The sequence below is a fragment of the Austwickia chelonae NBRC 105200 genome (genome assembly GCF_000298175.1).
Taxonomy (GTDB): Bacteria; Actinomycetota; Actinomycetes; order Actinomycetales; family Dermatophilaceae; genus Austwickia; species Austwickia chelonae.
Genome location: NZ_BAGZ01000003.1, coordinates 1 through 23,681, shown reverse-complemented (window position 1 = coordinate 23,681; position 23,681 = coordinate 1). Strand labels below are relative to the sequence as shown.

The 23,681-nt window shown below is 67.5% G+C and carries 20 protein-coding genes; 12 read left to right on the top strand and 8 right to left on the bottom strand.

Annotated features, from left to right (window positions below; all coding sequences use genetic code 11):
* Positions 1-2: 2 nt before the first annotated feature.
* On the top strand, positions 3-884 hold the full coding sequence (locus AUCHE_RS01840) for a helix-turn-helix domain-containing protein (protein WP_006501554.1): 882 nt from the start codon (positions 3-5) through the stop codon (positions 882-884).
* The gene (locus tag AUCHE_RS01835; RefSeq protein ID WP_074788512.1) at positions 881-1,402 is read left to right on the top strand and encodes a 2'-5' RNA ligase family protein; all 522 of its coding nucleotides are present in this window, start codon (positions 881-883) and stop codon (positions 1,400-1,402) included. Before AUCHE_RS01840 ends, AUCHE_RS01835 begins: the two co-directional genes overlap by 4 nt.
* On the opposite strand, the gene AUCHE_RS17665 is transcribed toward AUCHE_RS01835, so the two are convergent.
* Positions 1,348-4,230, bottom strand: coding sequence for a serine hydrolase (locus AUCHE_RS17665; RefSeq protein WP_074788485.1), 2,883 nt, complete (start codon positions 4,228-4,230; stop codon positions 1,348-1,350). The genes AUCHE_RS01835 and AUCHE_RS17665 overlap by 55 nt on opposite strands.
* A gap of 650 nt (positions 4,231-4,880) precedes the next feature.
* Between AUCHE_RS17665 and AUCHE_RS01825 the strand changes: the two genes are divergently transcribed.
* From AUCHE_RS01825 to AUCHE_RS01800, 6 genes are all read left to right on the top strand, one after another.
* Positions 4,881-6,011: a mannose-1-phosphate guanylyltransferase gene (locus AUCHE_RS01825; RefSeq protein ID WP_006501551.1), complete on the top strand. Its 1,131-nt coding sequence runs from the start codon at positions 4,881-4,883 to the stop codon at positions 6,009-6,011.
* Positions 6,012-6,364: 353 nt separating this feature from the next.
* Positions 6,365-7,405, top strand: a complete 1,041-nt coding sequence (locus tag AUCHE_RS01820) for a BMP family lipoprotein (protein WP_006501550.1) — start codon at positions 6,365-6,367, stop codon at positions 7,403-7,405.
* A 95-nt stretch (positions 7,406-7,500) separates the two neighbouring features.
* On the top strand, positions 7,501-9,126 hold the full coding sequence (locus tag AUCHE_RS01815) for an ABC transporter ATP-binding protein (protein ID WP_081578088.1): 1,626 nt from the start codon (positions 7,501-7,503) through the stop codon (positions 9,124-9,126).
* Entirely contained in the window at positions 9,123-10,304 is a 1,182-nt protein-coding gene (locus tag AUCHE_RS01810; RefSeq protein ID WP_006501548.1) for an ABC transporter permease, read from the top strand. Before AUCHE_RS01815 ends, AUCHE_RS01810 begins: the two co-directional genes overlap by 4 nt.
* Positions 10,301-11,743 (top strand): ABC transporter permease, encoded by a 1,443-nt coding sequence (locus AUCHE_RS01805; protein WP_006501547.1) that lies wholly within the window; start codon positions 10,301-10,303, stop codon positions 11,741-11,743. Before AUCHE_RS01810 ends, AUCHE_RS01805 begins: the two co-directional genes overlap by 4 nt.
* Positions 11,743-12,171: a cytidine deaminase gene (locus AUCHE_RS01800; RefSeq protein ID WP_006501546.1), complete on the top strand. Its 429-nt coding sequence runs from the start codon at positions 11,743-11,745 to the stop codon at positions 12,169-12,171. Before AUCHE_RS01805 ends, AUCHE_RS01800 begins: the two co-directional genes overlap by 1 nt.
* An 88-nt stretch (positions 12,172-12,259) precedes the next feature.
* On the opposite strand, the gene argE is transcribed toward AUCHE_RS01800, so the two are convergent.
* A complete protein-coding gene (gene argE, locus AUCHE_RS01795; protein ID WP_006501545.1) occupies positions 12,260-13,429 on the bottom strand; it encodes an acetylornithine deacetylase in 1,170 nt (389 codons plus the stop codon).
* 182 nt (positions 13,430-13,611) lie between these two features.
* On the opposite strand from argE, the gene AUCHE_RS01790 reads away from it, so the two are divergent.
* Positions 13,612-14,895 carry a thymidine phosphorylase gene (locus AUCHE_RS01790; RefSeq protein ID WP_006501544.1) on the top strand — a complete coding sequence of 428 codons (1,284 nt, stop codon included), beginning with the start codon at positions 13,612-13,614 and terminating at the stop codon, positions 14,893-14,895.
* A 134-nt stretch (positions 14,896-15,029) separates the two neighbouring features.
* Complete coding sequence (locus AUCHE_RS01785; RefSeq protein ID WP_006501543.1) at positions 15,030-15,383, top strand: cupin domain-containing protein; 354 nt, start codon at positions 15,030-15,032, stop codon at positions 15,381-15,383.
* Here the strand turns inward: AUCHE_RS01785 and AUCHE_RS01780 are convergent.
* Positions 15,352-16,284 carry an RDD family protein gene (locus tag AUCHE_RS01780; RefSeq protein ID WP_217994332.1) on the bottom strand — a complete coding sequence of 311 codons (933 nt, stop codon included), beginning with the start codon at positions 16,282-16,284 and terminating at the stop codon, positions 15,352-15,354. The genes AUCHE_RS01785 and AUCHE_RS01780 overlap by 32 nt on opposite strands.
* Positions 16,285-16,386: 102 nt before the next feature.
* Between AUCHE_RS01780 and AUCHE_RS01775 the strand changes: the two genes are divergently transcribed.
* The gene (locus AUCHE_RS01775) at positions 16,387-17,382 is read left to right on the top strand and encodes a stage II sporulation protein M (protein ID WP_040321179.1); all 996 of its coding nucleotides are present in this window, start codon (positions 16,387-16,389) and stop codon (positions 17,380-17,382) included.
* A 34-nt stretch (positions 17,383-17,416) separates the two neighbouring features.
* Here the strand turns inward: AUCHE_RS01775 and AUCHE_RS01770 are convergent, their stop codons facing one another.
* The 5 genes from AUCHE_RS01770 to AUCHE_RS01750 all read right to left on the bottom strand — a co-directional run bounded on the left by AUCHE_RS01770 (position 17,417) and on the right by AUCHE_RS01750 (position 22,842).
* Positions 17,417-18,742, bottom strand: a complete 1,326-nt coding sequence (locus AUCHE_RS01770; RefSeq protein ID WP_006501540.1) for a DUF58 domain-containing protein — start codon at positions 18,740-18,742, stop codon at positions 17,417-17,419.
* 62 nt (positions 18,743-18,804) lie between these two features.
* Complete coding sequence (locus AUCHE_RS01765; protein WP_006501539.1) at positions 18,805-19,938, bottom strand: AAA family ATPase; 1,134 nt, start codon at positions 19,936-19,938, stop codon at positions 18,805-18,807.
* Entirely contained in the window at positions 19,935-21,074 is a 1,140-nt protein-coding gene (locus AUCHE_RS01760) for a DUF4350 domain-containing protein (RefSeq protein ID WP_006501538.1), read from the bottom strand. Before AUCHE_RS01760 ends, AUCHE_RS01765 begins: the two co-directional genes overlap by 4 nt.
* A complete protein-coding gene (locus tag AUCHE_RS01755) occupies positions 21,071-21,760 on the bottom strand; it encodes a DUF4129 domain-containing protein (RefSeq protein WP_006501537.1) in 690 nt (229 codons plus the stop codon). The genes AUCHE_RS01760 and AUCHE_RS01755 overlap by 4 nt, the downstream gene beginning before the upstream one ends.
* Positions 21,757-22,842 carry a hypothetical protein gene (locus tag AUCHE_RS01750; RefSeq protein WP_006501536.1) on the bottom strand — a complete coding sequence of 362 codons (1,086 nt, stop codon included), beginning with the start codon at positions 22,840-22,842 and terminating at the stop codon, positions 21,757-21,759. Before AUCHE_RS01750 ends, AUCHE_RS01755 begins: the two co-directional genes overlap by 4 nt.
* Before the next feature lie 208 nt (positions 22,843-23,050).
* Between AUCHE_RS01750 and AUCHE_RS01745 the strand changes: the two genes are divergently transcribed.
* Positions 23,051-23,681, top strand: a 631-nt coding sequence (locus AUCHE_RS01745; RefSeq protein ID WP_006501535.1) for a PH domain-containing protein, incomplete at its 3' end; no start/stop codon positions are given.

Here is a 23,681-nt window from a genome sequence, read left to right as displayed (position 1 = left end):
TCGTGAGCGGAAAAGACGACGAGAACGACGATTTCGCGATTGCACTGCGGGCGGCTATCCAAGCTCGCGGGCTGTCGCTCGAACGGTTGCGTTACCACCTGCTGCACCGCGGCCACGAACTGTCGGTGGCCACCATCAGCTATTGGCAGTCCGGCCGGAGCAGACCTGAACGAACCGCATCCCTGGCAGCGCTCTCCGCGCTGGAGAGCATCCTCGAGCTGGAACACGGAGCTCTCTCGGGCAAGCTCCCGGCCCGCCGCCGCCAAACCGGGCCAGGTATCGCGATCAGGCCGGAATTCGCTTTCCGATGCTACGGGCCGGCCGTCGAGGACGAAGTGGCCAGGATGGGCCTGTCCTGGGACAGCGGAGTCCACCGGGTCGCCGTCCACGACCGGGTCGAGATCGGCCCGGACGCGGCGCAGACCCGCCACACGGTGCGAGAAGTCCTGGTGGGGGAGCGGGAGGGAGCCGACCGTTATCCGCTGGTGTACCGGGCTTCACCCGACTCGCCGGTGCGGGTCCAGACCTTGCGCCACTGCCAGGTCGGACGTAGCACCTATCTGGCCGACGAAGGCATCGTAGTGGCGGAGCTCCTGCTGGACCGGCCGGTACCGGTCGGGGAGGCGATGTTCATCGAGCACTCGTTGAACTGGACCTCCACCGGTCGGGATGATTCCTCGGTCGCCAGGGGGTTCGTCCGGTCGGTGCACTCGGCGCATACCGAGGTCAGTTTCCACGCATCGTGTCTCCCGTTGTCGGCCGAACGGTTCACCGTCGTCGACGGATCACAGCAGATCGAACCGGTGGTGATCTCCGGTCACTCCCTGCACACCCTCGTACTGGATTTCGGACCTGGCATCTACGGACTGCGATGGACCTGGTGACCAGGGTCGGAGTGGCGATCGCCCTGCCGGAACCCCACGCGGGTGTCCTCCAGGACGCGCGACGCCGTTTCGGTGACCGCCAGGCGGACCTGGTGCGGACCCACATCACCCTGGCCGGCCCGCGAGAGGTCCTGACCCGGGAGATGACCCGGATCCAGGAGCATGTGGCCGTGGTCTGTGCCCGGAGCAACCCGTTCGACGTCCTGCTGCGGGGGACGGACTCCTTCCGGCCGGTCACCCAGGTGTCCTATCTCCGGGTGCGTACCGGCGCGGAGGAGTGCCGAGCGCTCTCCGCTGCGATCTGTTCCGGCCCGCTCGACGCCCCGCAGCGGTATCCCTACCACCCGCACGTGACCTTGGCCCACGACCTGCCCGAGGACGTCTTGGACCGCGCCGAGCAGGAGTTCTCCGAGTACTCGCTGGACTTCCGGGTGCAGAGCGTCGGTCTCTACACCTGCGACCGTCATGACCGGTGGCGTCTGCTCCGCGATTTCGTGCTGGAGCGGCTCTCTTCCTGACCGTAGCGTTCCCGCCGGGTCTGCGGGGCGCGATCGTCGCCGTCGTACCGGCCCGGGGCGCGTCGGTCCCGTCGGCTGGGCGGCATCGCGTCGGCACCCTGGTCGGGGAAACGCATGGCCCTGGTCTGGGTGAGGCCGTCCTGCTGGTCGTAAGGGGACTGGCCGCCGGAGCGGGAGGGGGAGTCCGAGGGCGACCAACCGTAGGGGTCGCGGCGTTCCGGGGGAGTGGCGGGCGCCCCCGTGGCCGAACCTTCACCGATGGTGAAGCCGTAGGTGTTACGGCTGCGGTCCGGCGTGGCATCGGGCTGGGGGAGGGCCTCGGAGACGGCCCGGTCGTAACGGTTCTGCTGGGTCGGCGGAGCCTTGGGCGGCGGCCCGGGGGTCGCCCAGTCGAAGTGGTCGCCGCTGCTGGGCGTGCGACGCATACTGCGGGTCGAGGAGGCCTGATCCGCCGAACTGATCGGGGTGCTGCTCGTCGCGGGAGAGGCCGCGCCGTATCCCCGGCCTCGGTTGTCGGACGAGGCGTTCTGCTCTGCGGCCCAGTCGTAGGGTGCGCGGGGGGTCGTCTCGGTCGGCGGGCCGGAGGGGGAGTTCCAGTCGAATCCGCCGGGGGCGGACGATCCGGGCGGCGCAGGGGTCGACGTCGAGCTGCCGTAGGGGGAGTCGGTGCCGTAGCCGCCGCCCGGGGTCGTCCCGTAGGAGGCGTACGAGCTGTCGTGACCGGAGGCGCCGTAGGGGGCGGGAGAACCGGTCGCTCCATAGGTGTTCCCGGAGCTCTGGGGGCCGGGCGCACCGTAGGGGGAGTCGGTGCCGTAGCCGCCGGCCGGGGCCGTGCCGTAGGAGGACGAACCGTAGGTGTCCGTTCCGTAGGCGCTACCGGAGCTGTCGGGCGAATTCTTCGCTGCGCCCTGTTCTGCGGCCCAGTCGTAGGGTGCGCGGGGGGTCGTCTCGGTCGGCGGGCCGGAGGGGGAGTTCCAGTCGAATCCACCGGGGGCCGATGAGCCGGCCGGTGCCGGAGCAGGCGTCGACGGGGACGGGGCGCCGTACAACGGCGCGGCGCCGTATGCCGGAGCGTTCGAAGGGGGGTTCCCGGCTGGTGGGGCAGCCGCGGGGGCTCCCGGGGGTGTCGCGCCCGGAGGTGAGTCCCATCCGAACTCCGGGCGGGTCATGAAGGAGGTGTCCTCCAACTCGGGTGAGGAGGAGGGCGCCGGGCCGGTCGGTGCGGGGCGGCCGGGTGCGGGGCGTTCCGGTGCTCGGCGTTCCGAGGAGGGCCTTTCGGGCGCGGGGCGGTCCCGTGTCTGGTCCAGCGCTCCGGATTCGGCGCGGTCGTAGGCGTCGCGTCGGCCGGGGGTGCGACGGTCGCGACGGCTCTGGGGGACTTCTCCGAGGGCTCCGGATTCGGCGCGGTCGTAGGCGTCGCGTCGGCCGCCGCCGCGGCGGTCGCGACGGCTCTGGGGGACTTCTCCGAGGGCTCCGGATTCGGCGCGGTCGTAGGCGTCGCGTCGGCCGCCGCCGCGGCGGTCACGTCGTCCGGCGGGTTCGAGGTCGTCGTCCTGACGACGTCCCTTCCGGGAGGGTGGGGCGTCGTCGTAGTCGTAGTCGTCGTCCTCACGGGAACGTCGACGTCCTTGGGACGATGACCTGCTGTCCGCACGGCCACGACGTCCGGAGGCGTTGTCGGCGTCGCGGCGACTGCTGCGGGCCGGCCGGTCGTCCTCGTCGTCGTAGTCGTCGTAGCGCTTGTCCGGTACTCGCGAGGTGCGACGTTTGCGTACGTCCTGGCGGCGTGAGTCCTTGCGGAGCTTGCGGATGCGTAGCACCACGATGAGCAGGATGATGACGCTGGCGGCGGCGATGATCAGGGTGGTCGGGTCACTGAAGTTCATCAGAGCGAACCCTGCTGTCGAAGGCGGAGGGGACTCGGCGACGGTCCGTGGCTGGTGTGAGGAAGGCGTGGTCGGTGGCTTCCCCGGTGCTGTGGGTTTGGCTTCCGCCGCGGACGGCAGCGATCCCACGGAACCGACCTTGTCCCCATGGGCGAAGGCCCAGTCGAGCAACTTGGCCGAGGGTTTCCAGTCATTGGTTCGAGCAGCCATGAAAGCGATGGCATAGGTGCGGTTTCCTCGTTTCACGGCGCCGACATAGGTGTGTCCGGCTGCATCGGTGAAGCCGTCTTTGCCACCGAGTGCGCCTGGATAGTTCCAGAGCAGTTTGTTCTGGCTCGCCACCTCGAATCCCGGTTTGCCGCTGTCGCCGGGGAAGGTGAACCTTTGCATGGTTAGTATCTGCGCGATCTTGGGGTTTTCAAGAGCCCCGCGCAAGATCGTCACTAGATCGTATGCGCTGGTCTTCTGTCCCGGTGCATCGAGTCCATGTGGGGTCTTCGCCACGGTGTTCTTGGTGCCGAGCTTGCCCGCCCGCTCGTTCATCTTCTCGAGGGTCTTCGGTAAACCACCTGGACCAGTGCGCGCCAAGGCTTCTGCGGCGTCATTAGCCGAGCCCATCAGGAGTGATTGGAAGAGCTCGCGTGCGGTGTATTCCCGGTTGGGCACCATGCCGACACGAGTGCCGTCCACTTGCGCATCGGAGGGCGTGGTGCGAATTTTCAGTTCATCCGGGATCTGCGGTGCGAGCACCTGGGCGGTCAGCAATTTCATTGTGCTGGCAGGCAGATAGGGCTGGTGGGCTTTTTTGCCGACAAGAACTTTGCCGGTTTCCATCTCGGCGAGGATGTAGCTCTTGGCCGCGATGGGTGGAGGCGCGGGAACACCTTTGGGCAGATCGGTCACCAAGTCGGCGGAGTTCAGCTTGTCTTCGCTCGGGAGCACCACCTGTGGGGCCGCCGTGGCAGGGGCGGGTACGGCAACCCCCGCGGTGGTGGTGCAGGCCAGAACGACAGCTGTGACGATTGCCAGGGCGGGGGGCCTCGTGACACGCCGCCTGGCAGCGCGTCGACGGCCCGCGTCTGGTGTAGGGGGCACAGGATCTCCTGGTCATGCGACGAGGGGGACTTCCCCCGAAGCTGTCGGTTATGCCATCTGGACGCTCGACCATTGTCGCGACATGTGTCGATAGTAGGCCAGGAGCATGGCGGTGAGCCTCGCCCAGGAAGCTCCTCCGTTCCGGATACCGCCCGTACCGTGCTGGCCCCGGAGTGGGACGTAGGCTTCGTCGCCGCAGCTCACGTGGAGGACAACGTGAGCGGTGGATCGGAGTCGCTCGTCCAAGAAGCCTAGGCGGACAAAGACGTCGAGGGCTAATCACGGTGCTGAATCGCTTGACGGAGGGGTGAAGGGTGGCTTTCTTCCCTCTCCCGGGCCGGATATTTGATCGATTATTTCGAAAATTCCGATAGCGCCGAGTTGTCGGTTCGGTCGGGAAACCCTGCGGTCCTTTGCGGCCGGGGTTTTCCACTCGGCGTGTCGACGTCCTCGGCTCCGGGCTGTGCTCGGTGGACCGGGTCGGTTAGGTTGCGAACATGGCCGACAATGTGTCTCCCTCCACAGGACCGATCCCTCCGACCGACGACTTCTGGTCGGTGATCCCGGCGGGGGGTGCCGGTACCCGGTTGTGGCCGCTCTCGCGGGCTGCCCGTCCGAAGTTCCTCCACGATCTCACCAGCTCGGGGCGATCGCTCCTGCAGGCCACTGCGGACCGGTTGCGCCCCCTTTCCGGGGAGCGTCTGGTGGTGGTCACCGGGACGAGCCATGAGGAGGCGGTTCGCGCACAGCTCCCCGAGCTCGATGCCCAGGGTCTGCTGGCCGAACCGCTCCCGCGGGACTCGATGGCGGCGATCGGTCTGGCGGCCGCAGTCGTCGAGCGTCGTGACCCCGAGGCGGTGATCGGTTCCTTCGCAGCGGATCACGTGGTGGGGGACGAGGAGTCCTTCCGGCGATGCGTGGGCGAGGCGGTGGTCCTGGCCAGGACGGGGCTGCTCGTCACCCTGGGCATCCGACCGACCTTCCCGGCGACCGGTTTCGGATACATCAAGGTCGGCGGTCCGCTGGGCGTGGAAGGTGCGCCGCACGGCCACGCGGTGGACCGTTTCGTCGAGAAGCCGGATGCACCGACGGCGCACAGTTATATCGAGAGCGGTGACCACCGGTGGAATGCCGGGATGTTCGTGGTCAAGGCGCGGGTGCTCCTCGACCTGTTGGCGACCTATCAGCCCGAGCTCTCGCAGGGGTTGCGGGCGATCGCGGCGGAGCCCGGGCGGTTGGCGGAGATCTGGCCGTCCTTGACCAAGATCTCGATCGACCATGCCGTCGCGGAGCCGGCGGCGGATGCCGGCCGGGTGGCTGTGGTCGAGACCGACTTCCCCTGGGACGACGTGGGCGATTTCGATTCCCTGGCCGAACTGTTGCCTCCGCAGGAGGGTGAGCTTCCTGTGGGGCTGCACGTCCTGGGGGATGCCGACCGGGTGCTGGCTCAGGAAGCCACCGGGATCGTGAGTCCGGGCAGTGGACGTCTGGTCTCGGTCATCGGGGTGGAGGACATCGTGGTGGTGGACACCCCTGACGCCCTGTTGGTGACCACTCGCGACCGGGCTCAGGATGTCAAGCGTCTCGTGGACGAATTGAAGGCCAGTGGGCGTGCTGATCTGACCTGAGGACCTAGGTCCCGGCCTGCCTCGCATATGTATGCGAGGCAGGCCTTTTTGATGTCATGACAAAAGCTCAAATTGAATCATGTTGTCGTAGAGGGAAAAAGAAATAGCCGATGGCCATGTGGAGTGGTTAGCGAGCCGACCATTCGGGATGCGGGGAGCTGTCAAATGCCCCTTCTCCTCGGGTATCCGATAGGAAAAACCTTTACTGGGAACATTTTTGGAACGAAGACGCGGAAATGCATCACACTTTCGTGTCGAGCTTCTCGAAGTTGCTGGTCAGCCTGCGCCGTACAGGGCTACCATCGGGCCTTGAGCCGGGTTCTCCGGCCGCCACACTGCAAGGAGGCCCTTGAATGCGTCATACGACTGCTGCCGTCGCGGTTCTGGCCGCGGCCAGCCTGGTACTGGCCGGCTGTGGAGGAGCGGATTCCAAATCCGGTTCGGGCGAGAAGAAAACCGACGGAAAAGGCCTGAAAGTTGCCCTGGCTTTCGATGTGGGCGGACGCGGAGACCAGTCCTTCAATGACTCGGCAGCTCGCGGAACGGATAAGGCGAAAGCCGAATTCGGTGGTGAGGTCAAGGATTCCACGGCCACCCCCGGTGAATCGGAGTCCAGCCGTGAGAACCGACTGCAGCAGTTGATCGACTCCGGCTACACCACCATCGTGGCCGTTGGCTTCGCCTACAAGGGTGCAGTCGACAAGGTCGCCAAGGACAACCCCAACGCGAAGTTCGCCATCGTCGACTCCTCCGACGCCCAAGGGCCCAATATCGCGAACATCGTCTTCGCCGAACACGAAGGCTCCTACCTGGCCGGTGTCGCGGCGGCCAAGAAGTCCAAGTCCGGCAACATCGGCTTCGTCGGTGGTGTGCAGACCGACCTCATCAAGAAGTTCGAAGCCGGCTACACCGCCGGAGCGAAGTCGGTCAAGCCCGACATCAAGATCCAGAGCAAGTACCTGACCCAGGCCCCCGACTACTCCGGTTTCTCCGACCCCGCCAAGGGCAAGACGGCGGCAGAAGGCATGCTCTCCGCCGGTGCCGACGTCATCTACCACGCCGCCGGCGGCTCCGGACCAGGCGTCTTCACCGCCGTCAAGGCCAAGAAGGCCATGGCCATCGGAGTCGACTCCGACCAGGCCAAGACCGCGGCCCCGGACGTCCAGGACATCATCATCACCTCGATGGTGAAGAACGTTGACGTCGGCGTCTACGACTTCCTCAAGTCGGTCAAGGACGGCGCCTTCAAGAACGGGGCACACAGCTTCGACCTGAAGAGCAAGGGCGTCTCCCTGTCGACCACCGGCGGCAAGATCGACGACATCAAGGCCGAGATCGACAAGGCCAAGCAAGAAATCATCGACGGCAAGGTGAAGGTCCCCTCCACCAACTGATCGCTCGACGCGATCGGCCCGGGCCTGCCCAGCGCACGGCCCGGGCCGCAGCACGCCCCCCACGCCCCGTCCCTCACCTACCATCGGGAAGTTCCATGGCAACGCAGCCACCCTCCGCGCCGCCCACGGCGGCCGGCTCACCCCCCACCGGATCCGCACCGGACGGCGTGATCGCCGTCCAGGTCGAAGGGATCACGAAACGCTTCCCCGGGGTGGTGGCCAACAAGGACATCACCTTCGCCGTGCGACGAGGACACATCCACGCCCTCGTCGGTGAGAACGGGGCCGGTAAATCCACCCTGATGAAGATCCTCTACGGGGTCCAACGGCCCGACGAAGGCACGATCACCGTCGACGGCCAACCGGTCACCCTCAAGAGCCCCTCCGAAGCCATCGCCCACGGCATCGGCATGGTCTTCCAGCACTTCATGCTGGCCGACAACCTCACCGTCCTGGAGAACGTCGTCCTCGGCGCGGAGAAACTCCACGGCATCGGCACAGCAGCCCGCACCGAGATCCGCAGGATCAGCGACGAATACGGCCTCGGTATCGACCCCGACCAGCTCACCGCAGAGCTCGGCGTCGGCGCACGCCAACGCGTCGAGATCCTCAAAGTGCTCTACCGCGGCGCGCGCATCCTGATCCTCGACGAGCCCACCGCCGTGCTCGTGCCCCAGGAGGTCAACGAACTCTTCGGCAACCTGCGCAAACTCACCCGCGAGGGCCTCACGATCATCTTCATCAGTCACAAGCTCGACGAAGTGCTCTCCGTCGCCGACGCCATCACCGTGATCCGCCGAGGCACCACAGTGGCCTCGGTGAATCCCCAGGACACCACGGCCCGCGGACTCGCCGAACTGATGGTCGGCTCCGAACTGCCCACCCCGGAGACCGAGGAATCCACGGTCACCGAACAGGAACTGCTCCGGATCGAGGACGTCGTCCTCGCCGAAGGCGGATCCCGCCCCGTGCTCGACCATCTGAACCTCACCGTCCACGCAGGAGAAGTGGTCGGCATCGCCGGAGTGGAGGGCAACGGACAGGCCGAGCTGATCGAAGTGATCATGGGCATGCGCGAACAGGACACCGGACGGATCCACCTGCGCGATCTGGACATCTCCGACTGGGACGTACGTCGGATCCGTGAGGCCGGTGTCGGCTACATCCCCGAGGACCGACACCGTCACGGGCTGCTGTTGGACGCGCCGCTGTGGGAGAACCGCATCCTGGGCCATCAGACCCAACGTCCCAACATCAAGGGGGTCTTCGTCGACTCCAAGGGCGCGCAGCAGTCCACCCAGGAGATCGTCGACCGGTACGACGTCCGCACCCCCAGCATCCACGTCACCGCAGGCTCTCTCTCCGGGGGCAACCAGCAGAAACTCATCATCGGACGGGAGATGGCACACCAGCCCACCGTCCTGCTGGCCTCGCACCCGACCCGCGGGGTCGACGTCGGAGCACAGTCCTTCATCTGGGACTGCCTGAAGGAGGCCCGACGCGAAGGCCTCGGCGTCCTGCTGATCTCGGCCGACCTGGACGAACTGATCGGACTCTCCGACAGCATCTACGTGCTCCTGCGGGGCCGCCTGACCGGCCCCTACGACCCGGACACGGTGACCGCTCAGGAACTGGGCGCCGCGATGACCGGTGCGGACGGCCACCAGCAGACTCCCGCCGAGGAGAGCAGCTCGACGACGGCCCAGGAGGAAACCCGATGAAGATCGACCTGCGCAGAATCGGTTTCAGTCTGGCCGCACCGTTACTCGCGCTGCTCGTCGCCTTCGCGGTCACCACCGTGGTGCTCTTCGCCGCCGGCGACCCGGTGGGCGCGGTCTGGCAGCAGCTGCTCAAAGCGCCTCTGCCCCGGGTCACGGTGAACATCCTCAACGAGGCGATCATCCTCTACATCTCGGCGATCGCCGTCGCCATCGGGTTCCGGATGAACCTGTTCAACATCGGTGTCGAAGGGCAGTACCGGGTCGCCGTCTTCGCCGCCGCCGTCGTCTGCGGCCAAGGCTTCGTCGGAGGCCCGGCCAATGTCGTGCTCGGCATCGTCGTGGCCATGCTCGCCGGGGGGATGTGGGCCGGGATCGCAGGCTGGCTGAAAGTGCGGCGCGGGGTCTCCGAGGTGATCTCCACGATCATGCTCAACGCCATCGCCACCGGACTGGTCGCCTACCTGCTCGGCATCGTCGCGCCGTCCGGTCAGACCGATGTCACCCGGACCTCCGAGATCCCCAAATCGTCCTGGTTGACCGGCCTAGCGCTCGTCCCCGGGGCACGGAACACGGTCTACACCCTCGTCTTCCTGTCCGTACTGGTCGGATTCCTGTACTGGTTCGTGCTCGCCCACACCCGGTTCGGCTACGACCTGAGAGCGGCCGGCCGCAGCGAGAGCGCCGCCGTCGCCAGCGGAGTCGACGCCAAGAAGATGGTGCTGATCACGATGGTGATCTCCGGCGCGGTCGGCGGTCTCGTCGGGATGCCGCTGCTCTTCGGCCAGGACCACGCCTACGGCGGCACCTTCCAGGCCGGACTCGGTTTCGCCGGGATCGGCGTGGCCCTACTCGGACGCAACCACCCCATCGGGATCGCCTTCGGAGCGCTGCTGTGGGCCTATCTCAACCAACAGTCGGGCCCGCTGCAGCTCATCCCCGTCTCCCCGGAGATCGTCTCCATCATCCAGGGCATCATCGTGCTCGCCGTCGTCATCGCCTACGAAGTGGTCCGACGCGTCGAGGCGAGACTCGAACAGGCCTCCGTGGCCAGACGGCTCGCCGCCGGTGAACGTGCCGGCGACAGCCGGCCCACCTCTGCGGACGACCGGGCCTCCGACGCCCGCACCCCCGCCGATGCCACCGCCGGGTCCGCCACCACGGAAAGGGACCACTCATGAGCATGGGACTTCAGCTCGACACCCACGTCGTGGCGGATACTCCACAGCGTCGACGCCACTGGACACCCTTACGTATCGCATTGACCGTCCTGGGAGCACTGATCGGACTGTCCGTCCTGCGGGTGGCCACCGGGGAGAACGACATCGCATCCTCGGGCGCGGTGGCCGCAGCCATCGGCCTGGCCGTCCCGATCGGTCTGGCCGGTCTGGGAGGGCTGTGGAGCGAACGGGCCGGCGTCGTGAACATCGGCCTGGAAGGCATGATGATCCTCGGCTGCTGGGGCTCGGCCGCCTTCGCCCTGAGCTGGGGGCCCTGGGCCGGGCTGATCGGCGGCATCCTGATGGGTCTGGTCGGCGGCGCAGTGCACGCCGTGGCCACCGTCTACTTCGGTGTCGACCACGTCGTCTCCGGTGTCGCGCTCAACCTGATCGGACCGGGAGCGGCGAAATACCTGGCTGCCCGGACCTGGCCTCAACTGCAGGGCGTACAGTCCCCGCAGCTTCCGGAACTGCCGAAGATCACCGTCCCCGGCCTGTCCGACGGGTTGCGCTCGCTTGAGGGCACCCACCTCTTCCTGGTCTCCGACATCGCAGGGCTACTGGCCGGGCTGGTCACCGATCTGTCGATGGTGACCGTCATCGCGATCGGTCTGGTCGTGGCCAGCTGGTGGGTGCTCTGGCAGACCCCCTTCGGCCTGCGTCTGCGCTCGTGCGGTGAATCACCGGCAGCCGCCGAGACGCTCGGCGTCGACGTCTACCGGTACAAGTACGCCGGTGTGCTCATCTCCGGTGCGCTGGCCGGCCTCGCCGGGTCCTATCTGACCCTGGTGGCAGCCAATATGTTCCGTGACGGACAGACCGGTGGCCGTGGATATATCGGCCTGGCCGCGCTCATCTTCGGTAACTGGCGGCCCGGCTCGTTGGCCTCCGGCGCGCTGATGTTCGGCTATTTCGATGCGATCCAGTTGCGGGGCAATGCCATCCACGGTGTCCTGCTCGCCGCGGGGGTCGCTCTGGTGGCGCTGGGGACAGCAGCCCTGCTGCGTCGTCGCCGCGGGCGGCAGGCGGAAGTCCTCCCGGCCCTCCTCGCCACGTCGGCGCTCGCGCTCGGATGGTACGCCGCTAGCGACTCCGCGCCCACCGCGGTCCGTCTGTTCATCGGATTCTCCGGTGCCGCACTCCTCCTCGGATCCACGATCGTGGCCTTCCTCACCCGGCGGGAGATGCTCCACCTGCCCGCAGGTTTTCCCGGAGCGTTGGCCATGGCAGCTTTCGGGCTGCTGGTGACCTGCTGGTATGCCTCCTCGGAGTCGGTGCCCAGCCAGCTGACAGGGGCCGCCCCCTATGTGGCTACGCTTCTGGTACTGGCCCTGGCCAGCCAGAATCTCCGTATGCCCGCAGCCGACGGGTTGATATATCGCAAGGGTGAGACGCACTGATGAACGATGAAGCAGGTGTGGTCGACGACACGATCGACTGGGAAGCACTGCACGCCGAGGCGGTAGCCGTGATGAAGCAGGCCTACGCCCCGTACTCCAACTTTCCGGTGGGAGTCGCTGCACTGGTGGACGACGGTCGGATCGTCTCCGGATGCAATGTGGAGAACGCTTCGTACGGGGTGGGGCTCTGCGCCGAGTGCGGGCTGGCCTCCGAGCTGGCCAAGACCGGTGGTGGGCGGCTCGTCGCGGTGTGGTGTGTCGACGGCCGCGAGATGACTCTCATGCCCTGCGGCCGGTGCCGTCAGGTGCTCTACGAATTCGGGGGACCCGACTGCCGGATCCAGACCCCGGAAGGTCTGCTGACGCTGAAGGACATCCTTCCCCAGGCCTTCGGCCCGGCAGACATCGAACTGGTCACGAAGGCTTGACCGGGCAGGACCCGGTCTGCGGAGGCCGGCACCCACGTCCCACGGGGTGTCGGCCTCCGGCCTCGGCCAGGACAGCCTGGGTCGAGGACTAGCCAGACAGTTCGGCGACCAATGCGTCGAGCATCTCCTCGCACATCGCCAGCTGAGCCAGCTCCACGTATTCGTCCGTGCCGTGCGCCTGGGCGATATCGCCGGGGCCGCAGACGACCGCGTCGATCCCGGCTTCGGAGAACTGTCCTGCTTCCGTGCCATAGGTGACCTTCTCCTGCGCCAACGGTCTGCCGAGGCGTCCGATCAGGTCGGCGGCCGCGCCCTGCGGAGAGGTCTCCAGCCCCGGCACCATCGAGACCACCGTGAAGTCGACCCGGCCGGAGGGGTGGCGGGCGCGCATGACGGCGGATTCCTCCTCGGCGAAGGCCCGCAGGGTCTCCACGACGGCGCGTGGGTCCTCGGCGGCGATCGTCCGGAAATCGGCCTGGATCAGGCAACGGTCGGCGACCGTGTTCGAGGCGATGCCTCCTCGGACGGTGTTCACCCCGATGGTGGTGTGCGCGATCTCGTAGGCCTCGTCGGTGGGACCTTCCGTGGCGAAATGCCCGCCCAACTCGCTGATCCGTCGGATGACCACGGCCGCATGCTCGATCGCGTTCAGACCGTGCGGTTTCAACGAACTGTGGCAGGCATGGCCGTGGAATTCCATCTCCACCAGGTTCACCGACTTGTGCCCGAGGACGGCTCGCATCATGGTCGGCTCGCCGATGATCGCGACCCGCGGGGTCAATCCGAGATCGGCCAGGTCCTTCACGATCTGGTCGCCGCCCAGGCAGCCGACCTCCTCGTCGTAGCTGAAGGCCAGATGGATCGGCTCACGCAAGGAGGCCTTCTGCATGTCCGGGACGGCGGAGAGCACGCAGGCCAGGAAACCCTTCATGTCTGCCGACCCGCGGCCGTACAGACGGCCTTCGCGGACCTGCGGGGTGAAGGGGGCACTGGTCCATCGCTGTCCGTCCACCGGCACCACGTCGGTATGCCCGGACAGGACCACGCCACCCTCGGTCGACCCGTCCGCCGCCGGGATCGTCGCGATCAGATTGGCCTTGCCCTCCTGGGGGCCGGGACGGACATGGCTGGTGACCCCGTGCTCGGCGAGTTCTTCCCGGACGACGTCGATCAAGGGAAGATTCGGGTCCCGACTGGTGGTGTCCAACGAGATCAGACGCATCGCCCAGTCGACGGTGTGATGGCGTGGAACGGACACGATGGCAGCCTCCCCGGACGACGGACCCCGACTCCGCACACGCTACCGGCCCGGGGGCGCACTCGGTTCGATCCGCGCTGCCAGGATCGAGGCGCCGTCCGAAAGTGTTGCCGGGCAAGGGGATCGGGCCGAAGGACTCTGTGCTCTCGCAGGTGGCGGCAAGGATGAGGCAGGATCGGGGCATGACCGAAGCCTTCGACGCCGTCGACATCATCCGCGCCAAGCGCGATCGGCAGCGCCTCTCCCCGGAACAGATCGACTGGGTGATCGACGCCTACACCCGCGGCGTCGTCGCCCACGAACAGATGTCCGCCCTCGCCATGGCGATCTTCCTCAACGGGATGGACCGCGACGAGATCGCCCGGTGGACCCAGGCCATGATCGCCTCCGGCGAACGGATGGACTTCTCCTCACTGTCGAAGAAGACCAGCGACAAGCACTCCACCGGCGGTGTCGGTGACAAGATCACCCTGCCGTTGGCGCCGCTGGTGGCCGCCTACGGAGTCGCCGTCCCGCAGCTGTCCGGACGCGGTCTGGGCCACACCGGCGGAACTCTCGACAAACTCGAGTCCATCCCCGGCTGGCAGGCCGCACTCAGCAACGAGGACATGTTGCGTCAGCTCGACGAGGTCGGCGCGGTCATCTGTGCTGCCGGATCCGGGCTCGCCCCGGCCGACAAGAAGCTCTACGCCCTGCGCGATGTCACCGGTACCGTCGAAGCGATTCCGCTGATCGCCAGCTCCATCATGAGCAAGAAGATCGCCGAGGGCACCGGCTCGCTGGTGCTCGATGTGAAGGTCGGCTCCGGGGCTTTCATGAAAGAGGTCGGCGCGGCGCGTGAGCTGGCCCGCACCATGGTCGACCTGGGCACCGACGCCGGAGTGCACACGGTGGCCCTGCTGACCGACATGTCCACCCCCCTGGGACTGACCGCCGGAAATGCGATGGAGGTCCGGGAATCGGTCGAGGTCCTCGCCGGTGGTGGACCTGCCGACGTCGTCGAACTCACCGTGGCTCTGGCCCGGGAGATGCTCGCCGGAGCCGGGATCACCGGGGTCGACCCGGCGGAAGCCCTGCAGGACGGCCGCGCCATGGACGCCTGGAAGGCGATGATCCGAGCCCAGGGCGGCGACCCGGACGCCACACTGCCGGTGGCGGCCGAACAGGAGATCGTCACTGCGGACCGGGACGGAGTGCTGACCTCGCTCGACGCCTATGCGGTCGGATTGGCGGCATGGCGACTGGGCGCAGGACGAGCCCGTCAGGGCGAGCCGGTCCAGGCCGGAGCCGGCGTGGAGATGCACGCCAAACCTGGGGACCGGGTCACCGCAGGGCAGAAGCTGCTCACCCTCCACACCGACACCCCCGAGCGTTTCGCCCGCGCCCAGGACGCTCTGCAGGGCTCCTGGACCATCGGGGAATGTGCACCGGAACGTCCGGCGCTGCTCATCGACCGCATCGCCTGAGCACCCTTTCCCGCCGCGTCCTGCCGGGCCCGTTCCCGGCGCAAGGACGCGGCGGGAAAGCTGTCGCACGACCGGACCACATTGGTACCCCCGCAGCTCTCATCGACCGAGAAATGTCCGATTACCCTTGGTAGGTGCCTGAACTCATCCAGAAACCGGTGCATATCGCCGCCGGCCAAGGTCGTACCGTCGACGAATACATCGGCCGGTCATCCACCGGACACGACATCGTGTCCGTCGCCCGGATGGGCGCCCCCGCAGGATGGGTCGGGAACTATCACCGTCCCGAACTCGACGCGATCACCGTGGTGCTCACCGGCACGATGCTGGTCGACCACGACGGAGGACAGGCCCGGGTGAGAGCCGGTCAAGCGCTGATCACCCGCGCCGGCGAACGGGTTCGTTACGTCAGCGGTGACGACGGCGTCGACTGCATGGTGGTCTGCCTGCCCGCCTTCAGCCCCGAGGCATCCCCGCCGGTGGAATGAACCCGGCGGAGACGCCTTGCCCGGGTGGAGGAACCATCGGAGAAACGAGCCGCTCTTCCGACAACACCGGAAGGCCACGACCGGTCAACCTCCGGCGGATCTCCTCGTCCCGCTGCAGGCGTTCCCAGTCACGCCGTCCACGCTCCACCAACACCGCTTCCAGGAAGATCTCGGGCGGCGTGCCCAGCGGAGGACCCGGAGAGACATAGCGCAGAGCCTGGGCGGCCAGATGCTGCGCCAACTGATGTCGAGGCTCCGGACGGATCTGCGGGGCCCGGCGCAGGAGCTCACGGATCGACAGGGACAACTGATCGGGCAGAGGCGCGATATCGGCGGTGGAGGCCCAAGCCGCCAGGGGCAGGGGCACCGATGCAGGGGTCGGCCAGGGAAAAGTCATCCGGTCGCGCACCACGTAGGTGCCTGCCGCGAAATCGCCCAGGCGCTTCGCACGCCCGTTCAACAGGCCGCTGACCAGCGCAGGAGAACCCAGCAGGGTGTACAGCTCGATCAGACCGACCATGTGCCGGGTGAAGGCGTGCCGGAAAGAGATCGGGCCGCCGTCGTCGCGCAGGGTCCGCAGACCGAGCATCATCTTGGCCAAGGTGCGGCCGGTCAAAGTCTCCGTCAACGTCGGGATCCCCACGACGACCAGGAAGACCGTCGGCACGACCATGGCCATCAGGGCGGCCTTGTCGACCTTCTCACCGAAGATGGTGAAGACCGTTCCCAAGGCGATCGGCATGACGAAGAACGTGATGACCATGTCGATGACCCCGGCAAGGGCGCGAACCCCCAAGGACGCCGGCGGCAGATCCAAGGCGACCGCCTCGCCGGTCAGCAGATACTCCCCGTCGTCGGCCTGCCCGGGACGCCCCTGTCCTCCCACGGTGCTCGTCGTCACCTACCCAGCCTAGCCCGCGGAGACCGTCCGGTCCCCGAGACGGCCACGGCAGTCGAGGCGGGGTATCACCGGACGGGCAATCGGGCACCGTACAGTGGCGAGGTGGACGTGGACGCCTACGTCGCAGCGCATCTACCGCAATGGCGACGCCTCGAACAGCTGATCAACTACCGGAATCTGACCTGCGCAGAAGCGGATGAGGTGCTCGACCTCTACCAGCGCACCGCCACTCACCTGTCGGCAGTCCGTTCGGCCTCGCCCGACCCCCAGCTGATCGCTTATCTCTCCTGGCTGCTCTCCCGCACCCGGGCGCACTCGGCGAAATCCGGTAGATCCGAATGGGGCATCCTCCTGAGGTTCTTCACCCACACCTTCCCCGGCACGCTCTACCGGATCCGCTACTGGTGGTGGACGACCCTGGCGGTCAACCTGCTCGTCGCCGTTCTCCTCGGCTGGTGGTTCCTGAACAACCCGCAGGCGGAACAGAGCATGATGACCGCCGGTGAAGTGCGCCAACTCGTGGAGCACGACTTCGCCAACTACTACGTGGAGAACGCCGCCAGCAGTTTCGCCTTCCGGGTCTGGACCAACAACGCCTATGTGGCCGCCTCGTGCATCGCCATGGGAGTCCTCGGATTCCCGGTCATCGGTCTGCTCTGGAAGAACATCTTCAACCTGGCCGTCATCGGTGCCCTGATGACCCGATACGACCGGGCCGACGTCTTTTACAGCCTGATCCTCCCGCACGGATTGTTGGAACTCACCTGCGTCTTCGTCGCCGGAGGCGTCGGACTGCGGCTCTTCTGGAGCTGGATCGAACCCGGAGCCCGTAGCCGGGGGCAAGCCTTCGCCGCAGAAGCCCGCTCCGCGATGTCCGTGGCGATGGGGCTCGCGCTCGTCCTGCTCCTCTGCGGTCTGATCGAAGGTCTCGTCACCCCGTCCGGCCTGCCCGCCGCCGTACGGATCGGTATCGGGGTGCTCGCCGAACTGCTCTTCCTGGCCTATGTCTACACCGCCGGGCGCAGCGCCTGTCTCGAGGGGGAGACCGGGGACCTGGCCGCCGACCGGGCGGGTTACGTCGGTATCGTCCGCGACTGACCAGGGCGAGGAGGAAGCGTCCCGGAAGGACGACTCAGAGCAGGCCCCGGGACTTCAACATCAGGTAATGCCGACACAAGGCCAGCGGCAGATCTTCCGGCCCGTGGTCCAGGACGGCCACGTCCAGCTTCTGCAGGACAGCGGCAGTACGAGCCCGCTGGGTCGCCGTCTGCTCGGCCGCCGCCGCCCCGTAGACAGCCTCCGAACGTTGGACGGTGGTCATCTCGGCCTGGGCGTCCGGTGCGAGAGGAATCCGTGCCCGCTCCACGGAAGGATCCTGCACCGAGGCGATCACCACCCGGTGGCGTGAGGTCAGCACCGGCAGCACCGGTAGCAGGCTCTCCTCGACCGCGGCCGGTTCCAAGGGGGTGACCAGGACGACCAGGGCCCGGCGACGGGCCCGATCGGAGACAGCACCGACAATTCTCGGCCAGTCCGCTTCCACCAGAGCCGGATCGATCGGAGCCATGGCATTCACCAGGCGATTCAACAGGTCGCCCCGCCGATCGGCCCGGACATGACTGTGGATATCCCGGTCACCCATCATGACCTCGACCCGGTCTCCGGCGCGGGAGGCCAACGCGGAGAGCAACAAGGCCGCATCCATCGACGAGTCCAAACGCGGCATGTCACCGATCCGGCCCGCACTGGTCCGCGAGGTGTCGACCACGATCACCACGTGACGGTCGCGCTCCGGCTGCCAGGTACGTACCACGACCTGGCGGCGCCGCGCCGTGGCCCGCCAGTCGATGCTCCGCACATCATCGCCCTCGACATAATCCCGCAGAGAGTCGAACTCGGTGCCCTGTCCCCTCGTACGCACCGCGGAGCGCCCGTCCAACTGACGCCACTGGGCCAACAGGCCGGGCAGATGACGGCGCGAGGGGAAACCCGGCAGCGCACGGAGCACCCCCGGCACCACGAACGAACGCTGGCGGGCACCCAGGCCCAGCGGACCGAAGACCCGCACGGTGAACCGGTCGGTCGACAGGTCACCCCGCCTCGACGGCACCAGATCCACCTCCACCGGGACCGAACGCCCCGGATGGAGCTCCACCCGGTGACGGTCCACCAGCGAACCGGCCGACGGCTGCCAGGCGTCACGGACATGAGCACGTACCCGACGTCGCATCGGATTGGTCAAGGTCAGCCGGCTACGCGTGGTCTCACCCACCCGGGCCGGCGGCACCGCGTCACGCCGCGTGGCCAAGGCCCCCGGCGACGGAGCCAGCGCCACATCCACGAACAACAGGGCCAATGCGCCCACCCAGTAGATCCGCAGCACAGCTGCGTCCGGCCACCAGATCAGCGGGATCATCCCTGCCGCGACAAGCACCACGAAACGCCATGTCACCGCCATGTGGTCACCCTGCCTTCCCGCACATCGTCGCTTCGATCACCCGAGAAGACGGCGCTCGGCACTCACCGGGGCACCGGCACCGAGGCCACCGCCGTAGCCAGCACCGTGGCGACCGACACCCCGTCGAGCTCCGCCTCCGGACGCAACCGGAGACGATGCGCCAAGGTGGCATGCGCCAAGGCCTTCACATCGTCAGGAGTCACGAACGACCTGCCGTTCAACCAGGCCCAAGCCCGTGCCGTCGCCAGCAGAGCTGTCGCACCACGTGGGCTCACCCCCAAGGAGAGCGACGGTGACTGCCGGGTCGCCCGGGCGATGTCGACGATGTACGCGGCGATATCGGGCGAGACCGTCACCCGGCGCGCCGCAGCCGCGGCAGCGATCAGGTCGTCCGGGGAAGCCACCGCCGACAGACCTGCCGATTGCAGGTCGCGCGGGTCGAAACCGCCGGCATGACGGCAGAGCACCGCCACCTCGTCCTCCCGCGGCGGCAACCCCAGTTCCACCTTGAGCAGGAAACGGTCCAGCTGGGCCTCGGGCAACGGGTAGGTGCCCTCGTATTCCACCGGGTTCTGGGTGGCGGCCACCAGGAAGGGCTTCGGCAGTGGACGGGACTGTCCGTCCACACTGACCTGCTTCTCCTCCATGGCCTCCAACAAAGCGGCCTGGGTCTTCGGCGGGGTCCGGTTGATCTCGTCGGCCAGGAGGAGGTTCGTGAAGACCGGCCCCGGGCGGAAGCTGAACTCCGCCGTGTTCGGGTCGTACACCAGTGAACCGGTGATATCACCGGGCATCAGGTCAGGGGTGAACTGGACCCGCTTGGTGTCGATGGACAGAGCCGTCGCCACCGAACGCACCAGCAGGGTCTTCGCCACACCGGGCACCCCTTCCAGGAGCACATGTCCCTGGGCGATCAGTCCGATGATCAACCCCATCACGGCGCTGTCCTGGCCGACCACAGCTTTGGCGACCTCGGTCCGCACGGCCAGCAGCTGGGTGCGGGCACGGGCGGACGCCGGGTCCTCCGGCTCCCCGGAGCCAGCGGGCGCGTCCACGACGGGTGCAGGCTGCCCGGCATGCTGCTGCTCGACATAGGGCTGCTGATGGTGCGGATGAGGCTGCTGGTGCGGCGGCGTCGAGGGCACCGGGCCGGAAGCATTCTCGGGCTGGGCCGGACCAGGGTACTGATCGCTCATGTGCGTCGGACCTCTCCTTCGAGACTGGCGAGCGCCCCGGCGATAGCCGACAGATCGGCGTCGTTCTGGGGAACACGGGTGAGGGTGTGCAGGATGTCGTCGGGGGAGCGCCGACAGACTCGGGAAGCGGCCTGCGCCACTGCGCCGGGGTCGGCCGATGGCGCGAGCGCGAGGGTGGCGGCCAGCCGCCGGCAGGTTGCCTGCTGGAGGATCGTCGCGGCATAGCCGGGTTCATGGGCGCGGCGATACATCCGGCCCCGGGCCAGAGTGGTCTCACCGGCTTGGACGACCACCGGCAGGGGCTCACGGGCGAGACGTCCGAAGCGTCGTCCCCGCCAGAACATCCCGACCACCACCGTCGCGGTCAGGCCCAGGACCATCGGTTGGAACCAGGGTGGATGCCAGGTCGCCGCCGCTCCGGGCTCGCCGTCGGTGGCCCTTTTCTCCGTGACGCCCGAATACCAGGTCAGCTGAGGGTGCCCGCTCAAAAGACGTAGCGCGACTGCGGCATTCCCGAGCTTGTCCAGACGGTTGTTGGTGAACATCTCCGGGTTGCCGACGACGAGGAGTCTGCGTCCCCCCTCCTCCCGGCCCACCAGGGAACCGGGCAGGCCCGTGCCGCCACCGACCTGTTTGAAACAGACCTGGTCGTCGCCTCGGTTGGACAGGTAGAGCGTGCTCCGTCCGTCGATCTCGTCCGCCGCGCGGATCCATCCGGCCGTGCAGCGGGCGTTGAAGGAACCCCCGTCGATCTTCGTCAGCGGTCTGATGTCCCTAGCGAACAGGTCGAGGGTCTCCTGGTGGGGGGCGATCAGCACGAGGGTTTTCGCCCGGGAGGCATGGCTGCGGACCGACCCCAAGGCTTCGGCGGGGATCTTGTTCTCCGTGGCGATCACGAAAGTGCCTTCGTGGGGATTGCCCAGCTCGGAGGACGTACGGGCCATGCGGACATCCACCTGAGCGCGTTCGCGTAACAAGGCGGACAATGCTGCGCCTCCGCTGGCGGTCGCGGAGTTCAGGTTCCCCTCTTCGGGCCCGATCCGGTCCCCGGATATCCAGTAGGTGCCGATCAAGGCGGCGGCGACGACTGCGAGGACGATGCCGATCGCACCCAACGGGCGTCCCATCGACTTCATCGAGGAACCCCCAGGGGGGTCATCTCAGCGTCGGACCTGTGCAGAACGGGTTTCTCCGCCCGCATCCGGGACTCCAAGGTCAAGATCTGCTCCACCGCCGTCCGTTCCGGTACCAGCCCGCCGTAACAGGCTGCCTCGAAGGTGGTGACCGCGCTGCCGCAGCCGGCTTCGCAGGTCGGGTAGGCCGTCGCGGCCTCGTTCGCGAACTCCCTGGCGGTACGCCCCGGATCGACGTCGACGACATGTCTTTCCTGCAAACCGGCAGCGATCGCCCGGTAGGCCTCCATCGCAGCAGTTCTCGGGTCGTCTGCGAGGGCGGACTGTGCTCGGGCGCGATATTCGGCAGCGCTCAGCGGAGCGAAGGGCAGCACAGCTTGATCGGTGTCCGGTTCCGGCTCGGCTTCGGGTTTGTCCCGCATCCGGGTCCGGGCGAACAGCACGATGATCGTGGCCACCACCAGCAGCACGGCCAGGGTCGTCACGACCGGGTGCACCGGTGACTGTCCGCCCCCGAAGGAGAAGAGTTCGTTCAGCAGGTCGATCAGCCAGGTGTAGAGCATCCGCGCGAAGTGCATCAACCAGGGTTCCTGGTAGGCGGGCTTGGCCAGTTCCTCCTGGGCCCACCGCCGGGCCTCGTCCGGGGAAGGGTCGATCATGGCCAGGGCCGACCAGAGCGGAAGGTTCACCGGTCGGCCTCCCGTCGGGCCTCGTCGACCAGCAGAACGTCCAGGCCTTCACCGCGTACCCGCAGGTCGATGTAGAACAGGGCGAAGACGACGGCCTCGAAGGGCAGGGTCAGTGACCCGGCGAGCAGGTCCATCAACATGTTCACCGCCGGAGACCACGCGGACTCCATCAGCTGGTAACCGGTGGTCTGGGAGAGGACCAAGATCCCCAACTGCAACGGTGCGGCGATCACAGCCGTCATGATGCCGATCAACAGCTTGCTGACCAGCACCATCAGGAAGGCCCGCCCGAGGAAACCACGCATCAGGGAGAAGGAGCGGCGCAGCGCCCGCACCGGTCCTGCGCCCTCGATCACCGACACGGCCGGAGCAGCGGAGAACGGGATCAGCAGGAGGAACTGGACCAATCCCAACGTCCACAACACGAAGGTCAGGTTGCTGAGCTGAGCTTCCCGTCCGCCCATCGCGAACCAGGCGAGAAAAGTGGTGCCACCGGTGATCGCGGCGATCACCGCGACGAGCTTCAACAGGGAGAACCGGTGCGCTGACAAGGCTTCTCGGACCTGCCCCCAGCCCAGGCGCCGCCCCAGGACGGCGTCTGCGGTGGGCGCGGCGAGCAGACCGGCCACGACGACCGCCAGGACCGGTTTCACCGCGGTGCTGGGCGACAGTCGGCTCGCACCGCCCGAGGCATCCATGAGCGTGACCCCGGCGGACACGTCGATCACGGCCCGGACGACGGTGGCCACTGCCATGCCCAGGGCGGCGACGCCGATGAACAGGCCGGGCCGTCGGCGGATGGTGCGGATCGCACCGTCGAGGATGTCGTTGATCGACAGCGGTCGCAGGGTGACGACACCGGGGCGGAAGGTCAGCAGGCGAGCGCCCGGCCGGGTCGGTGTCGACGGTGGGCCGGGCGGGGCGGTCTGGCTGGTGGCCGACAACCCCATCGGGGGTGGGAAGGTGCCGGACGTCCCCCATTGCGCTTCGTAGGCCGGCTCACCGTACCGGGCGCCGTAGACGGGCCCTGTCGGGCCTGCGGACGGGGGGCCGGGAGCGGCCAGTGACTCCCCCTGGCTCATGCGTTGCCTTCCCACTCATCGTGATCCGCTGTGAAAACGCCTGTCGGTACTGCAGAGACCATCATGCCCCACAACGCGGTCCTCGCAGATGAAGGTGGGAACTTTCCACCAGGTGGACGGCGGCGGCTCAGGAGCGCGCTGAAGAGCACGGACGATCGGGCCCGACTATCCTCGATGGCATCCGGTTCGTGACAGTCGAGGTAAACCCATGGAATGCCGTAATTTTCGCCAATGGGGTCAGCTGATGGTGGGGGGAACCCTGGCTGCGGTGGCCCTAGCGGTCGTCACGGCGATGGTCGGGGGGTGGATCGACCGGTCGACCACCGGGATCACCTGGAGCGTGGCCCTGACCGTTCTGGGTTGGGTCGTCTTCGTCCGTCCGTGCGTCCGGGTCGGTGAGGACGGTGTCCGGATCGTCAACATCCTGCGTGACATCCACCTTCCCTGGTCCTGCGTGGACGGTGCCCGGTCGTCGTGGTCCCTGGTCGTCGAGTCGGGGACCGTCCGATACTCCTCGTGGGCGATCTCCGGGACGGCCAGCCCCGGACGGGACGCCCTCCTGCGGCGCACCGTGCCGGCACAGCCCGGGGAACCGGCCGCGGCCACGTCATGGCATCGCACCGCCGGTGGCGGTCACCTGCTCACCGTCGAGGCCGACGACGTCCACGCCGGGTTGACCCCGCCCGCGTTGGGGGCCTCCGCGGCCGCGATCGCCGCGCTCATCGAACGGGCGCGCCTCGACCGGGACGAGCCTGGCGCGGGGGGACCCGTCGACCGGGTCACCTCCCGTTGGGCCTGGCCGTCCGTCGTCCTTCTGCTGTCGAGCCTTGCTGCCGTGG

Bases quoted from the DNA above. Each gene is read 5' to 3' on its own strand.
- AUCHE_RS01750 (WP_006501536.1), bottom strand. From the start codon at position 22,842: ATGAGCCAGGGGGAGTCACTGGCCGCTCCCGGCCCCCCGTCCGCAGGC.
- AUCHE_RS01825 (WP_006501551.1), top strand. From the start codon at position 4,881: ATGGCCGACAATGTGTCTCCCTCCACAGGACCGATCCCTCCGACCGAC.
- AUCHE_RS01760 (WP_006501538.1), bottom strand. From the start codon at position 21,074: ATGAAGTCGATGGGACGCCCGTTGGGTGCGATCGGCATCGTCCTCGCA.
- AUCHE_RS01815 (WP_081578088.1), top strand. From the start codon at position 7,501: ATGGCAACGCAGCCACCCTCCGCGCCGCCCACGGCGGCCGGCTCACCC.
- AUCHE_RS01770 (WP_006501540.1), bottom strand. From the start codon at position 18,742: ATGGCGGTGACATGGCGTTTCGTGGTGCTTGTCGCGGCAGGGATGATC.
- AUCHE_RS01765 (WP_006501539.1), bottom strand. From the start codon at position 19,938: ATGAGCGATCAGTACCCTGGTCCGGCCCAGCCCGAGAATGCTTCCGGC.
- AUCHE_RS01800 (WP_006501546.1), top strand. From the start codon at position 11,743: ATGAACGATGAAGCAGGTGTGGTCGACGACACGATCGACTGGGAAGCA.
- AUCHE_RS01805 (WP_006501547.1), top strand. From the start codon at position 10,301: ATGAGCATGGGACTTCAGCTCGACACCCACGTCGTGGCGGATACTCCA.
- AUCHE_RS01810 (WP_006501548.1), top strand. From the start codon at position 9,123: ATGAAGATCGACCTGCGCAGAATCGGTTTCAGTCTGGCCGCACCGTTA.
- AUCHE_RS01790 (WP_006501544.1), top strand. From the start codon at position 13,612: ATGACCGAAGCCTTCGACGCCGTCGACATCATCCGCGCCAAGCGCGAT.
- AUCHE_RS01820 (WP_006501550.1), top strand. From the start codon at position 6,365: ATGCGTCATACGACTGCTGCCGTCGCGGTTCTGGCCGCGGCCAGCCTG.